Origin of the sequence: Pseudomonas sp. UC 17F4, assembly GCF_900101695.1 — a bacterium.
In the GTDB taxonomy this organism is placed as follows: domain Bacteria; phylum Pseudomonadota; class Gammaproteobacteria; order Pseudomonadales; family Pseudomonadaceae; genus Aquipseudomonas.
Genome location: NZ_FNKV01000001.1, coordinates 2,598,652 through 2,612,029, shown reverse-complemented (window position 1 = coordinate 2,612,029; position 13,378 = coordinate 2,598,652). Strand labels below are relative to the sequence as shown.

Below are 13,378 nucleotides of genomic sequence, written 5' to 3'. Positions count from 1 at the left end.
GTGTGGTCAGTTACCGTTGAATGCTCGGGATATGCCGTTCGCCACGACGAATTCCATTCGCCGCCAGTACTCGTCCTCCAGCCACTTGGCGGTGCCCATGGTTTCCACCGTGGGCGACTCACCAGGTAGCCAGCGAGCAGCCAGGGCCAGCAGTTGGCCCAGGCCGTCCTCGGTCAGGCGTTCAGCGTGGCCGAGTGCTTTTTTACGGAGATTTCAATGGTCGGCGAGTATTCCTCGACCAGGGCGCCGGCGATCTGCAGGGTGGTCAAAGGGTTGTTGCCCAGCAGGCCCTTCAGTTCGGCCCGTTGTTCCTGGGCGATGGTGTTCATCAGCAGGTTGTTGGCCGGTGCGACCTTGTTGTTCTGGGTCAGGCTGTTGATGTATTTGCTCATCACAGCCGGGTCGACGGTGAATTCGAAGTCTTTGCCAGCGACTTCCAGGGTGATCTCAGTACGGTCATTGCTCATGGTGTGCTCCAGGTTGGGTTTGGGTAGTGCAAAAGCTGCGGACGTGGTCCTGCAGGCCGAGAATCATTTGCCGGCTGAGGGCGAGCTGATCCTTGAGGGTGAAATAATCCGATCGAGCGTCTGCTCGGAGTTCGGCGCCGGCAGCATCAGCCACGCCGCCGGTGCCGGCACTGGTGGACACATGGGCTGGGCAGGTGGCGTTGACGAGCAGCCGCTGATCGCCATCAGCAACAGCGCGGCGCAGCTCCTGGTTGTTATTGAGGGCATCCGTCAGTTCCTGGGTGTTCTTGCGGTCGTTGTCGGCGGCGATCGCCAGGCGCTCGCCGGTGATGCGGGCAGCCTGGCGCAGGCCGTCACGTTCGAACTGAGCGTTGTCGCGCTCAAGCCTGGCGCTGTCGCGCTGGCTGACCAGGCGATCGATCGCCAGCCACGCCAGCACGCCAGACAGCAGCACGACCAGGGCAAGGCGGATCGGCGGCACAGTCATTGAGCGCACCACTTCGCTTCAGCCTTTCGGCGCGCGTGCAAACCAGGCACGAACACCTTTTTGCCCTGGGCATCGGTGACGTAGGCCCACACAGGCCGCCCATCCGCGCCCCAGGCCAGCGCCTTGCAGCCCTCGGCGATACGCCCGGCGTTGATTAGCCCCACGGCGCGACTCGCGCAGGTGGATGGCGTGCCGACGTTGTGGCCGTGGCTGCTCAGGGCGTCGAAAGTGTCCTGGCTGATGCGCGGGTTCGTCAGGCAATCAGCCAGGCCCAGCTGGCCTTTCTCGACCACCATCTGCTCCACCTCGGCGCAGCGCTCGGGCGACCAGTAGTCCCCGACGATCACTGGATAAGGGCTGGTGTGACGGGTGATCCCTTTGCAGACAGTGGGCAGGCCCCGGGCCAGCTTGTCGGCATAGACCACGTTCTGGCCTTCGCCTTCCCACTTGCCCAGAAAAGCGACCAACGAGGCACTGGCCAGCGCGATGGCACCGGTGGCGATCTTGTGGCGCAGGCTCATGGCTTGCGCTTCCAGTCACGCAACATCTGGCGGTACTTGGGCGCCAACAGCAGGATCTGCAACACCATGTAAAGCGCAGTCAGCATGTAGGCCACTGCTGACCAGTCAACGGTACCCGTCGCACCGGTCGCGGCCACGCCGATGGCGGGTGAGGCTTTTACGATTGCAATGGCGGTGTCCTGGGCGGCCTGATTCGTGCTCATCGCAGCCCCTCCTTCTCAAAAATGGACTGGCACGGCACACAGCGCAGGATGCCGCCCAGCGCCTGGCGTGCTGCGGGGATTTCGTTGTCACAGTCCTGGCAGTGGGTAAGGCTTGGGCCCGTCGGGCGCGCCCGGGCCAGCTGGGCGGCGATCGCCTGGTCACGCTGACGCTGTTCCAGGGCCTGGGCACGATCGAACGGGCAAGCCATCAGCTCAGGCCCTCGATCTCTGCAGCATCCAGGTATGGAACGCCGTTGATGTGGATGAAGTCCGGGCTAGTGACGTCGAACGGCACCTTGTGCTTCGACTTCTCGCCACCTTTCGAGTCGATGTTGAGCAAGCTGGAAATTTTCACCTTGCAGCCGAAGGCCTCGACGCGGATTTCGTCCGTCGGCGTCTTGGCGAAAAACAGCACGTCGAAAGCGTCGAGCTTGCGGAAACTACCGGCCTTGCCGGCGGCCTCGATCAGCAAGTTGAAGTTGGTGGTGTCCAGTTCCATCTCACCGCTGGCCGCCACGTCGCCGGCGACGTAGCCGTCAGGCACGCCCCGGGTTTGGGCAACAGCGCTGTTATCCGTGATATCGAGGGTTGCGGTTTCAACGTGGACCTTCAGGTCACCCACGTTGATATCGAAGTTCATGCCACCGATCTTGGCCATGGGTTACTCCTGGTCGTCCTGGGAAAGGTCCAGCGCGATGTTCGCGGTGATGTCTTTGGGGCAGTTTTGGGGCCGGATCTTCACGAAGGCCTCGACCTGCGTAGGGCTACGCCACATCAGCACCAGGTCGCCGTCCTTGGGCGCCTGGATCTCACCAGGGAAGACTTCCCCGGCGAACTTCACGGCCTTGGCCATGCGGCGCAGTGGGGCCATCAGGGCAGTTCTGTTGGCTGCCATGCTGTTGGGGCTGTTGTTCAGGCGGCGGTCACCGATGCGGCGAATCAGCAAAGGACGGATCTGGCGAGCGGCCTTATCGACCAGGCGCAGATATTCCACGACCTGGAAGTCACTGCCGGCGGTGTCCAGCAGGTTGGCATCGCCCCAGTAAACGCCCTCGTAATCCGGGTAGGTCTGCGAGACGGAGAAACGCGCCTTGTCCAGCTCGGCGCGGGTGGCCGACTGCAGGGGCACACCGTCCTTGTCCACAGGAATAGGGCCCAGGCTCAGCACTGGACCACTGGCTACGCGCATAGGGGTATCGGCGATGCTCCAGGCCGCGTTGGCCAGGCGCCCGGCCAGCACGCCCAGGTCGTTACCGTGCAGCTGCGGCACCACGACGACACGCGGCGCGGCGATGCCGGCAGTAATAGCTTTCTGTTCGGCCAGATACTCGGCCCAGCCGCTAATCGACTGGATGCCGGCAGTCGCGGCGAGCACAAAGGCACGACGGCCATACTTGTTATTGAGCTGCTCGACGGCGGCGTGCATGGCCTCCAGTTCGGTGCCGGCAGTAACCGGCTTGGTGATCACCACCGCTTCGACAGAAAAGCCTTTCTGCTGGGCGTCTTCCAGGGCCAAAGCCCACTCGCCTTCGGGGCCGATCGGCGCAGCCAGACAGGCCCAGCGATCGCCGCCGTTGGCCCGGGCTGCGGCAACCTGGGTTTTCAGGTCGCTGGCTTGCACGCCAAGTTCGCCGTCCAGGTCGCTGTTGGTGTTCAGGGGCACCAGCTTGCCGACGTTCTTGCCGGCGGGGCCGATGAAAAGGAAATAGCGCTCGATCTCGGTTACGGCACCCTGGCCGAGGTTGAGATTGTTCACGCTGACTCTACCGAGTGCCATTTGGTGCCTCGCTAACGGGGTGAATTGAGGATTTGTTGCAGCACCTGGTTCACCAACTCGTTGGTGTCTCGGGCGGTGCTGACCCCGAGGAACTGGCGCTTAGGCAGAGTGATTTCCCAGCTCTGCGCGCCGGTGGACGCAGCCAGCTGGTCGTCCAGGATGCGAATCAGCAGCCCGGCCTGGGCGTAGTTGACGTGCTCCTGAATCCAGGCCACGGATGGCCGGCTGAGGGTCTTCTTACCGGCCTGGCGGGTACGGAAGCCCAACCGGCGCAGTCGCTTGGCCTGCTTGGGGGTTGCTGCCGTCCCTGCGGGCACGCGGCTCCAGCGCCGCATCTGGGCGGCGGTTCTGCGCTCGGACACGCCGTTGTGCTGCTGGGTCGCGATCCAACTGGTCAGCGCGTTTTTCCAGCCCAGGACGGCCTGGTCAGACGTGAGGCTGGTGACCTGGAGCAGCTTGCCCAGGCCGGCCTCCATCTTTTTCTTGGCCTTCTCGGTGCTTTTCCGGGGGGCAAAGGACGAGCCGTCGAGGTTCTTTTGCTCGCGGATCCGCTTGCGGCTGATTGTCCGCACACGCTTGCTCACGTTGTTCAGCAGGCGCCGGCGTTTCTGCGGTGGCAGGCGAAGCAGTGCCAACTGCTCCTGGACGCCAAGCTGGCCCTGGGTGGTCAGGCCGAGTGGATTACTCGCCATGGCTGACCACCTCGCCCTGTTCGGCAACCCACAGATCGAACGGAATAAACGACCAGGTCTTATCGAAGGCCTCGATCTCGCCGTCTGGATCCTCGGCCAGGTACAGGGGGTCTACGAACTCCAGGACCAACTCCACGTCGAACAGCTCGGCGCCCAGGTCCAGAGGCTCAATGGCGAACGCCGGCGCCGGCAGTTCGTGCTTGTCGCGGTCAGAGTCGTGGGTTTCCAGCCAACTACCGACCAACGCCATCAGACGCGCCGGCGAGCCGTTGAAGCGCTCCAGGCTGAACACGGCGCGATAGCGCATGTTGCCCATGTGCAGGCCGCGTTCGTCCAAGCGCCACACTAGGACCAGGTCCACCTGTTCACACCAGCTGTCGAACTGCTCAGGCGCCACCAGTTGGCGATCGAGCAGATACGCGGTCAGCGCTTGAAGCTGGATCACAGCAGCGCGACCGTAATGCGGCTGCGGCCTTGCAGGGCCCGCACCGCCTGGGCGCTGAACTCCAGGTAAGTCTCGCCGCGCTCTGGTGCTTCCTTGCCGGTGTTCTCGGCCACTTCGCGCCGGGTGACGGTTGCAAAGTCGGTCAGGGCGGTTCCTTTCGCCCGGCAATACACGGCCCGCTTGTACAGTGCGACCTTGAACGCACGCTCAGGCAGCAACCGGGAATCAGCTGTGGCAACGGTGGTGATGCCAAGCGATTGCCAGCTGGCCGTGAGGCGTTTCAGGTCGGCATTGACCTGCAGCATGGCCGTGGATAGGAGAGTGACCAGTAGTTCGCCCAGGTACTCACCCGGCAGGCGGTAAGCCTTCTGGAACTCGGACACGGAGAGGTTCGGCCAAAAGCCGTCGTTCTCGATTTCCTGCTCCACATACGTGGTGGGTTTGCCTGAAAAGCTCATCGCTGGCCACTCGAATAGGGCGGGAAACACCGTTTCAACGGGGCGGGCCATAAATGGCTGACTCGTTTCACGGGTTCCCGCTGGGGGGGGTAGACGGTTACTTGAAGGCGTGTGTATGCGAGCCTGGGCCCAGCAGTACGACCGAGTGTTGATGCGGGCCCACGCTGTCACTCTGCGATGCGCCGAGCTGTCGCTCGTTTTCGCCTGGTCGCGGCCCAAAGGTGTGTTGATGCGTACCCATGTTTGCGGTCAGGGAGTACCCGACACCGTGCGAGTGGGCACCAGGTGAAGCCAGCAATACGTGATGTTTGTGCATGTTCGTTTCCACTCCTTTACTCGGTAACGCCGGCGGAGGCTGCTGGTTTCGCCAGGGCCTTGCGGCATTTATCGATGCGGGTTTTGTTTCCTGCCGACGGGTGCAGCTCCGTCGAGCGCTCCAGGTGGAAAAGCGCGGTTTCCCACTGCTCGGCCTCCATGGCACGGATGCCGATCAACTTGTGGTACTTGCTCGGGATCTGTTCCGGCAGGTCCCATTCGCCGTCTACACGGGGCAGCAGATCGGACAGGTAAGGCTCTGGGCTGCGCTCGGCTTGGTACTCGGCATAGGCCCAGTCACCGATGGCATCAGCAACAAAGGTCTGAACATCACGACGCTTGAAGCCTTCGGGCATCTGCTGCCCCTGCGCGATCGCGATATCAGCCAACTCCAGGGCGTCTTCGAACTGCTCGGTGTCGAAAAGCCAGACCATCACCTGAACCAGGACGCGGTTCGGGAAGACCAGGCCTGAGTCCAAGTAGCGCTGCACGTAGTCCTGGTACTTGCCCAGCAGCTCCCCACGCTTCAGATCCTGTTTACCGGCCATACCCTTGATGGCACTCAAACGCTCAAGGTCCTGGTCCAGGCTGGCTTCCATCAGTCTCAGGTGCTTTTTAGCGTTGGCGGGGCTGTCCAGGGCTGTAGCGCTGGAGTACGCCTGAGGAACTGCGGCAGCCGCGGCTACTGCCGCGACCCCGAGGGCCAAAGTGCGGCGCTTGTGCGCCAGGGCCAGACTGGTCATGCGGCCAGCTCCACGTTTTCGGTAAGCGCGATCTTTTCGAGCTGCTCGATCACGTAGCCCTCGTTACGGCTGTTGTAGTCCTCGACGCGGGAACGCTTCGGGTTGTCTACGGTTTGCTTGCGCCAGCTGGAGTCCTGGTAGTAAATCGACAGGTTGTCAAAGCTGGTGACCAGGACCGCATTCACCGGGAAGAACGGCACCTTGAAAGCTGGCAAGCCGCCGTAGGTGGCGATCACCTGCGCATCTTCAATGCGTTCTTTCTCAGTCGGGACGTCGCCCTGTTTGGCATACAGTTTTGCTTTGTCAGCAGCGAGAAGGTCAGAACCGATGATTGCCACCAGGTCGCCACCGTCGCGAAGACGCTCATCCACCATTTGCAAGGTGTCGTGGACCAGGGCGTCGAGGTTCGCGTAGTCGCCTGCAGCACCGAGTACTACCTTGCCGGCGGTTTTCCCTTCTTTGAGTACCTGCTGAGGAGCCTGCTCGCGCAGCTGCTGCAGCCAACCTTTGTTTACGTCCTGCAGCATCGGATACTGAGTGATATCCGTCTGCGGAGACGCCTTCAGCCCGTGGAAGCCGACCATGATGCGATCCAGGGCGATCTGCTTCTGCACAGCAGCGGAATAGCGCTGGTGGAAGTCAGGGAATTTCGCCCAAGCATCAATCTTCGCGTACGGCAGGCCCACGTCGGATTCCGTGGAATGCAGTTCGTAGGTGGTGTCATCCAGCGCCGAGGCGTCTTTTGCCTCGCGGTCGGTGGTCTTGGTGTTGGTTCGGCCAGTAACTGGCCCCGACACACCAATGAACACCTTTTGACCTTTGATCTCGGTCACCGGAATGACGTTGATGCGTTCCAGGAAGTCGGCCTTCGCGGTGATGGCGTCGTTCAGTTCCTGGGCAATCGACGGCTCAACGCTGAAGTGCTCGCTGACCAGGTCAACACCATAGGTTTCTGCAAGTGCGAATTGCAGTTCGGCGAACATTCGGGCGCCGTAGGCGCTCAGATTACGAGACATATCAGAGCACCCGTGGTTTGCGTGGGTTCACCGGGCCTGGGTTGCGTGGTACCTGGCGACCGGTCGGAGTGTTCTGCAGCGCACTGAACTGCTTCTGGATTTTGCCCAGGGCGGCCATCACAGCCTTGTTGCCGGGATCGCCTTTGCGGCGGTACTCACGTTCTTCCTCGGCAGTGGTGACGATTTCGTCAACCGCGCTTTGAACGTCATCGATCAATTCAGCATCAGGTTCAGGTGCATCGGCGGCGGCGCCTTCGACGACCGCGTCCAGGCCGGCTACGACGATCAGCATTTGGTCGCGCAGGGCCTTCAAGGCTGTAGCGGTGGCTTCATCCATTGGGGGTTTGCTCTCGGTTGGGGTGGGTTCAGTCACAGGGGCCTGGTCATCCACTGCGAAGCGCTTCAAAAGGCTGACGATCATGCTGGCCAGCTTGCCCATTTCGCTCTTGGGTTCGTCCTGGAGCGGGCCCAGGTACTGCGAAGCAGCGAAGTAGGTGTGCTTGCTGGTCTTTGCTGAGAAATAGAGTTCCTGGGTGCCTACGCTTGCCGGCTCGTCTGTCACAGCGATGCCGCGCATGTAAGCCTTGCCACGGCCCCTGAAATTCGGGTCGATCTCAATACTGGAGAAGAGCTTTTCGCCCATGTCATTGAGGCGTAGCAGCTTGTCGTTGGGCTTAAGCTGTGCCTCCAAAGCCACTGCCCCCTCCTCCAGATCGTCGGCCTTCTCAACGAGCCGTACAGCGAACACCGTCCCGAAAGAGCCATAGCACCGTTCGTGCTCACACCAGATAACTGCGGTGTAGAGGGACGGGTCGTAGGTCTCCGCGATGTCTCGCAGCTCCTGGGGCAAGATTTCACGGCCATCAACAGTTGGTCCGCTAACGGCTACACGCTTCCAGTAGGAGACAAGGGCACGGGGCATTGATGCAGCGCTCGGTGGTGGTCGATGAGCGCCACCTTAGGGAGCGAATACCTCCCAGCCAAACGGTTAGATTGCGCAAAATTCCTATTTTCAGAATCTAGGAATTACGCGCAGTTTTACCCCGCGTTTTCGGGGGGTTCGCCGCATAGACTGCGGCCCATGAACTACCCGACCGAAGTCAAAGAAGCCGCCAAACGCCTCTACCTGCGCCGTTGTTCGGTGAAGGAGATCCAGGCGCACCTGAAGCTGCCGAACAAGCGAATCATTTACTACTGGATCCGCCAGGGTTCGTGGGATGACATGCTCACGGATGAAGAACCGGTGACCGCTGTCAGCCGGCGGATCACGCTCATCATGGAAAAACCGGGCACGCTTACCGAGGGCGACCGAAAGGAGCTGGAGTGCCTGACGTCGATCCGTGAGCGGCTGATAAAGCAATCAAGCCGTCCGCCGGCAACACCGGCAAATGACGCGAAAGCGGACCCCAACCAGGAGGAGCTTCACGGCCAACGTCGTGAGCGTCGAGAACGCGGCGATCGGGGTGGGAAACGCAAAGAGAAGAAGGCCAAGAACGATATCAGCGGCCTTAGCGAGGTGGACTTTCTCGACAAGTTCATCAGCAAAATGTACCGCTACCAGCAGGAGCTTTTCGCGGCCAAGCAGAATCCGCTGACCTGCAGGATCCGCAACATTTTGAAGAGCCGGCAGGTGGGTCTGACCTACTACTTCGCCGGCGAGGCGTTCATGGACGCCGTATTGAGCGGCGACAACCAGGTATTTCTGTCGGCAAGCCGGGCGCAGTCGGAAATTTTCCGTAGCTACATCATCCAGTTCGCCCAGCAATGGTTCGGCATCGAACTGACCGGCAACCCGATTGTGCTCAGCAACGGCGCCGAGCTGCGCTTTCTCAGCACCAACAGCAGCACTGCCCAGGGCTATCACGGCCACGTGTACGTGGACGAATACTTCTGGATCCGCGACTTCGAGAAACTCAGCACCGTGGCCAGCGCCATGGGCACCCACAAGAAGTGGCGCAAAACCTACTTCTCTACCCCTAGCGCCGTCTCGCACCAGGCCTACCCGTTCTGGACCGGCGAAGAATTCCGCAACAGCAAGCGCGGCAAAAAAGCTGGTGGTACCTGGCCGACTGAAGAGGCATACACCCAAGGCGCGCTGTGTCCTGATGGCCAATGGCGCAAGACCATCACTATCCAGGATGCGATCGACGGTGGCTGCGACCTGTTCGACCTTGAGCAACTGCAGCTGGAGTACGACGAAGACAAGTTTCAGCAACTGTTTTACTGCAAGTTCATCGACAGTACGCAGAGCGCATTCGGGTTGAAAGACCTGGAGCGCTGCTATTCCGACCTGACGCTCTGGGAAGACTTCGACCCCACGACCGACCGCCCTTATGGCAACAGTCCGGTCTGGATCGGCTACGACCCAAGCCGAACACGCGACGACGCCACTTGTGTGGTTGTCGCCCCTCCCCTGGAGCCTGGAGCGAAGTTCCGCATCCTGGAGAAGCACAGTTGGCGTGGCCAGTCGTTCAAGTACCAGGCCGACCAGGTCAAGAAGTTGACCGAACGCTTCAACGTCCAACACATCGGTATCGATACCACCGGCATCGGTTATGGCGTGTTCGACCTGGTGCGCGACTTCTACCCGCGCGCCACCTCGATCCACTACAGCCTGGAGACAAAAAACCTCCTGGTACTCAAGGCCCAGGACACGATCCAGGGCAGCCGGATCGAATGGGACGCCGGCTGGACCGACATCGCCCAGGCGTTCCTGACGATCAAGCGCGGTACCACCGGCAGCGGCCAGGTCACCTACAGCGCCTCCCGAACCGATGCAACCGGCCACGCGGATATCGCCTGGGCAATCATGCACGCACTGCACAACGAACCCCTGAACACGAACAAGCGACGCCGCAGTCGCTACCTTACGAGCGGAACAAATGCCCAATCCACGACACAGAAATCGCCCGAAAAAGCAGCCGGATCGACAGCGGCAACCCACGCGGATGTTCACCTTCGGGGAACCGGAGCAAGTGCTGAGCGGCAATATCGGCGAGTACGTCGGGGTGTTTCCCAGCGACGACGGCGAGATTTACAAGCCGCCTGTGTCGCGCACTGGCCTGGCCAAGCTGCTACGCGCCAACGCGCACCACGGCGCGATCCCGAAGTTCAAACGCAACCTGCTATTGCGTGAGTTCGTTGCCTCAGAGGGGTGCAGCGCTCAAACCATGGGCAGGGCCGGCTTGGATTACATGGTGTTTGGCGAGGCGTACTTCTATCGTAAAGCCAATGCGTTCGGGCAGGTCCTGGAGCTGGAACACCTGCCGGCAATCAACATGCGAGTGAAGGTGGACGGAGGATTCAGGCTTTTGCTGCCGGACAACAAGTTCATGGACTTCAACCAGGACGAGATCGAGCACGTCATGGACTATGACGTGGAGCAAAACATCTACGGCATTCCCGACTACCTGGGCGGCTTGCAAGCACTGTTGCTCAACGAAGCCGCCACACTGTTCCGCCGGCGCTACTACGCCAACGGCGCGCATGCCGGGTACATCTTCTACACCAACGACCCGGACCTAACCGAAGAAGACGAAGACGAACTGCGGGCGCAGATCAGCGCGAGTAAGGGTGTGGGCAACTTCCGATCGATGTTCGTCAACATCCCAGGTGGAAAAGAGGATGCTATCAAGATCATCCCCGTGGGGGATTTTCAGGCCAAGGACGAACTGGAGAAGGTAAAGAACATCACCCGAAACGACATCATCGCCGCCTGGCGGATGAACCCTGCGCTTGCCGGCATCATTCCCGAAAACAGTGGGGGCTTCGGCGACATCGAAAAAATCGACCGGGTCTACACCAGTAACGAGATTGGACCGATCTGTCAGCTGTTCAATCAGGTCAACGAAACCTTACGTCAGGACCGGCAAATCACTTGGCGAGAACTTCATACCCCAGAAACAATTACCCAAAACGAATAACTTGCAGCGAACGTATGGCAAAATAATGGCGATCTATACGCCCTGGGGAGGGATCATGCGGGTTTATTGCAACGAATGCGGGGGAAAGGGCCGGATATCCTCAAGGAATGACCTTTCCAAAGACTTTACGAACCTTTACTGCCAGTGCCTTTCGCCGGAATGCGGACACACCTGGGTAGCAAATCTGACGTTTTCCCACACCTTGAATCCATCTGCCCAGGCCATCGATCGCTTCGTCTTTGGCCGACTCCGCGAAATGACCAGGGCACAGCAAAGAGATATTTTCGAACAGCTTGAGCGGGCTACTCGATGAGCATTTGCCCACTAGCCCAGTCGTTGTTCAGGTCTCTGGGATTCGAGTTCTTCCAGGCGCTGCTCAATATCCCTCAGGCGTTTCTTCTCCTCAACAGCGCTCTGTATATCCCGCCGATCAGCGTCACCCAGAGCACGGTACAGCGACAGAATCGCATCTTCTTGGGGGGTGTTCGCACTCGTTACCGGCGCGACCTCTCCCGGTTTCATGGGTCCCTCACCACGCAAAAGCCAGTCCAGCGACAGTCCTTCCGCTTCGGCAACGCGTACGCACAACTCGTAGGGGACGGAGTCCCGCGAACGCCAATTTCCCATCGTTGCCCTGGGCACACCCACAGTCACGCAGAGCTGAGAATCGCTACCCACCCCGAACACAATTTGGAGACGGTCAAGCACATCTCCTGCAGTTTTTTTACCCAATTTCAATAATCACCTCTTGACTGTCCCATTTTGGGTAATTAGGCTTACACGAATTGAGTACATCCTAACCAATAGATGGCAGCTGAACCAATGGGCAAGGTGCACGGAAAACGACCGTACATCGACGTTCATCACACTTTCAGCCAAATCAAGGACCGAAGAAGGGCGACCAGAAATGAATAAACGAGCAGTGCAGGCACGCTTGATCGAACGGGGGAGCAACTTCAGCAAGTTTGCCCATCAGCACAATTACGACCCTTGCACCGTGCGGCAAGCGGTTGAACGGTGGGCGGACAAGACCACCCTACCCTCCGGCCGCATCACCTTCAGCATTCTGCGTGACCTATCGCGATTCATCGGCGAGGAAGTGGTGCCGGGCATTCTCGTCGACGAGTTCGCCCAGACGCCAAAAGAGCAGCCAACCGAACACTAAGCCCGCTAGGTACAGGGAAGAAACCAGAAGATGAACAGCGCTCTGCTTAAAAGTCGTCGCGAAGTGGTTAAAGCCATCGTTCATAGCCTGCCTGGCGGGCGTGTATGTGCAGCCGAACATCTGGGCCTGAGGCTGAAGAGGTTTGATAACCAGGCATACGAAAACAACGGGAGTCGTCCCTTAACAGATGAGCAGCTGCACCAGCTGGAATGCTTATCGGGCACCAGTTTTTTACCCCAATTCGTCGCATCGCTATACGGCGGCATGTTCGTTCCGATGAACAACCCCGAAACGCTCGACAACACGGAGCTTTACAGCCTCTCGATCAAAACCTCAGCGCTACGCGGGAAAGTCGATCAGATCATAGCCAAGGCCCTTGCTGACGGTGTGATCGAGCACGACGAAGAGGACGAGATTCTGGGCGAGCACACCCGACATCTGTCAGCTCGGCATGAAGAAATTCTAGCCGTTGTACAACTTCACAGGGAGCACGAGTGATGCGACACGACGACAGCACAACCGTGTACCAGGATTGCATGCGCAGTGCCGCTCTGGCGTTTCTCACCCGTCATCAGTTCCAGTACCTGCCAAATGATCCGTTGCTGCTGGAGCGCGCCGTTATACACCTGGAAAGTGCTCTTGAAGTTGCACCAGTTACCGCTCGTAAACTGGCGGAACAGGCCTACAGCGAACTTGACGTGATCCGTAGCCGCCACCGCCTCGATCTCAGCAACAGCTCGCCGGCCAAGTCGGTGATTGTTGACCCTTCTACGGGGTCCACCTGGGCGATCCCGATCAGTGTGATCTACGAGCGGATCATTGCCGCACCTGACAACGCCCGCTTCATCACCACCTTTTCATAACTCCAATTGCCTTTCCTGAGCCTGCAGCCGTGGGTTTGGGTGAGCTTTGCCCGAAATCGAGGTTTGACCATGGGGGACGCCATGAAAATCGATACGCAACTCCCGCGTAACCAGGCAGAGGCATTGCTGGCCAACCTCCGGGAACAGTACCGCCTCAGCCTCAATGAGCTTTGGTACGCCGATCGATATCGATACGTGCCCAACGAAGACCGCCACAACCAGATTCTGGCCAACACCCCGGTGATGGCTGCACAGAAGCGCCTGATTGGCGCAATAAGCCATAGCCTTAAAGCAGTGAAATAA

22 protein-coding genes are annotated in these 13,378 nt (G+C 59.9%); 7 read left to right on the top strand and 15 right to left on the bottom strand.

From position 1 onward, the window contains the following. Positions 1-6: 6 nt before the first annotated feature. The 14 genes from BLR26_RS27700 to BLR26_RS12105 form a co-directional block, all read right to left on the bottom strand. Positions 7-153 (bottom strand): DUF6890 family protein, encoded by a 147-nt coding sequence (locus BLR26_RS27700; protein WP_371128673.1) that lies wholly within the window; start codon positions 151-153, stop codon positions 7-9. Between the two features lie 20 nt (positions 154-173). Then, complete coding sequence (locus BLR26_RS12165; protein WP_093380866.1) at positions 174-467, bottom strand: putative phage tail assembly chaperone; 294 nt, start codon at positions 465-467, stop codon at positions 174-176. Beyond that, the gene (locus BLR26_RS12160) at positions 457-954 is read right to left on the bottom strand and encodes a lysis system i-spanin subunit Rz (RefSeq protein WP_093380863.1); all 498 of its coding nucleotides are present in this window, start codon (positions 952-954) and stop codon (positions 457-459) included. Before BLR26_RS12160 ends, BLR26_RS12165 begins: the two co-directional genes overlap by 11 nt. Beyond that, positions 951-1,475 (bottom strand): lysozyme, encoded by a 525-nt coding sequence (locus BLR26_RS12155; RefSeq protein ID WP_093380860.1) that lies wholly within the window; start codon positions 1,473-1,475, stop codon positions 951-953. Before BLR26_RS12155 ends, BLR26_RS12160 begins: the two co-directional genes overlap by 4 nt. Then, entirely contained in the window at positions 1,472-1,678 is a 207-nt protein-coding gene (locus BLR26_RS12150) for a hypothetical protein (RefSeq protein WP_093380857.1), read from the bottom strand. The genes BLR26_RS12155 and BLR26_RS12150 overlap by 4 nt, the downstream gene beginning before the upstream one ends. After that, on the bottom strand, positions 1,675-1,887 hold the full coding sequence (locus BLR26_RS12145) for a TraR/DksA family transcriptional regulator (protein ID WP_093380854.1): 213 nt from the start codon (positions 1,885-1,887) through the stop codon (positions 1,675-1,677). The genes BLR26_RS12150 and BLR26_RS12145 overlap by 4 nt, the downstream gene beginning before the upstream one ends. Further along, the gene (locus BLR26_RS12140; protein WP_093380851.1) at positions 1,887-2,336 is read right to left on the bottom strand and encodes a phage protein; all 450 of its coding nucleotides are present in this window, start codon (positions 2,334-2,336) and stop codon (positions 1,887-1,889) included. The genes BLR26_RS12145 and BLR26_RS12140 overlap by 1 nt, the downstream gene beginning before the upstream one ends. Before the next feature lie 3 nt (positions 2,337-2,339). After that, a complete protein-coding gene (locus BLR26_RS12135; protein WP_093380848.1) occupies positions 2,340-3,455 on the bottom strand; it encodes a DUF2586 domain-containing protein in 1,116 nt (371 codons plus the stop codon). A gap of 11 nt (positions 3,456-3,466) precedes the next feature. Continuing rightward, on the bottom strand, positions 3,467-4,147 hold the full coding sequence (locus BLR26_RS12130) for a phage virion morphogenesis family protein (RefSeq protein ID WP_093380845.1): 681 nt from the start codon (positions 4,145-4,147) through the stop codon (positions 3,467-3,469). Further along, positions 4,137-4,592 (bottom strand): phage tail protein, encoded by a 456-nt coding sequence (locus BLR26_RS12125; protein ID WP_093380842.1) that lies wholly within the window; start codon positions 4,590-4,592, stop codon positions 4,137-4,139. Before BLR26_RS12125 ends, BLR26_RS12130 begins: the two co-directional genes overlap by 11 nt. Beyond that, entirely contained in the window at positions 4,589-5,050 is a 462-nt protein-coding gene (locus BLR26_RS12120; protein WP_093380839.1) for a head completion/stabilization protein, read from the bottom strand. The genes BLR26_RS12125 and BLR26_RS12120 overlap by 4 nt, the downstream gene beginning before the upstream one ends. A 332-nt stretch (positions 5,051-5,382) precedes the next feature. Then, positions 5,383-6,108, bottom strand: coding sequence for a phage terminase small subunit (gene gpM / locus BLR26_RS12115; protein WP_093380836.1), 726 nt, complete (start codon positions 6,106-6,108; stop codon positions 5,383-5,385). Further along, the gene (locus BLR26_RS12110) at positions 6,105-7,124 is read right to left on the bottom strand and encodes a phage major capsid protein, P2 family (RefSeq protein ID WP_093380833.1); all 1,020 of its coding nucleotides are present in this window, start codon (positions 7,122-7,124) and stop codon (positions 6,105-6,107) included. The genes gpM and BLR26_RS12110 overlap by 4 nt, the downstream gene beginning before the upstream one ends. 1 nt (position 7,125) lies before the next feature. Beyond that, complete coding sequence (locus BLR26_RS12105; RefSeq protein ID WP_093380831.1) at positions 7,126-8,046, bottom strand: GPO family capsid scaffolding protein; 921 nt, start codon at positions 8,044-8,046, stop codon at positions 7,126-7,128. 159 nt (positions 8,047-8,205) lie between these two features. On the opposite strand from BLR26_RS12105, the gene BLR26_RS12100 reads away from it, so the two are divergent. The 3 genes from BLR26_RS12100 to BLR26_RS12090 are packed head-to-tail and all read left to right on the top strand — an operon-like array spanning position 8,206 to position 11,360. Beyond that, positions 8,206-10,260, top strand: coding sequence for a terminase large subunit domain-containing protein (locus tag BLR26_RS12100; protein WP_176794237.1), 2,055 nt, complete (start codon positions 8,206-8,208; stop codon positions 10,258-10,260). Continuing rightward, positions 10,172-11,047, top strand: a complete 876-nt coding sequence (locus tag BLR26_RS12095) for a phage portal protein (protein ID WP_176794236.1) — start codon at positions 10,172-10,174, stop codon at positions 11,045-11,047. Before BLR26_RS12100 ends, BLR26_RS12095 begins: the two co-directional genes overlap by 89 nt. A 55-nt stretch (positions 11,048-11,102) precedes the next feature. After that, a complete protein-coding gene (locus tag BLR26_RS12090) occupies positions 11,103-11,360 on the top strand; it encodes an Ogr/Delta-like zinc finger protein (RefSeq protein ID WP_093387428.1) in 258 nt (85 codons plus the stop codon). An 11-nt stretch (positions 11,361-11,371) separates the two neighbouring features. Here BLR26_RS12090 and BLR26_RS12085 read toward each other — a convergent pair whose 3' ends face one another. Further along, the gene (locus tag BLR26_RS12085) at positions 11,372-11,785 is read right to left on the bottom strand and encodes a helix-turn-helix transcriptional regulator (RefSeq protein WP_093380822.1); all 414 of its coding nucleotides are present in this window, start codon (positions 11,783-11,785) and stop codon (positions 11,372-11,374) included. A 169-nt stretch (positions 11,786-11,954) separates the two neighbouring features. Between BLR26_RS12085 and BLR26_RS12080 the strand changes: the two genes are divergently transcribed. The 4 genes from BLR26_RS12080 to BLR26_RS12065 all read left to right on the top strand — a co-directional run bounded on the left by BLR26_RS12080 (position 11,955) and on the right by BLR26_RS12065 (position 13,378). Further along, positions 11,955-12,212, top strand: a complete 258-nt coding sequence (locus BLR26_RS12080) for a hypothetical protein (protein ID WP_093380819.1) — start codon at positions 11,955-11,957, stop codon at positions 12,210-12,212. A gap of 30 nt (positions 12,213-12,242) precedes the next feature. Continuing rightward, positions 12,243-12,710 carry a YmfL family putative regulatory protein gene (locus BLR26_RS12075; RefSeq protein WP_093380816.1) on the top strand — a complete coding sequence of 156 codons (468 nt, stop codon included), beginning with the start codon at positions 12,243-12,245 and terminating at the stop codon, positions 12,708-12,710. Continuing rightward, entirely contained in the window at positions 12,710-13,075 is a 366-nt protein-coding gene (locus BLR26_RS12070; RefSeq protein ID WP_093380813.1) for a hypothetical protein, read from the top strand. Before BLR26_RS12075 ends, BLR26_RS12070 begins: the two co-directional genes overlap by 1 nt. A gap of 69 nt (positions 13,076-13,144) precedes the next feature. Continuing rightward, entirely contained in the window at positions 13,145-13,378 is a 234-nt protein-coding gene (locus BLR26_RS12065) for a hypothetical protein (protein WP_093380810.1), read from the top strand.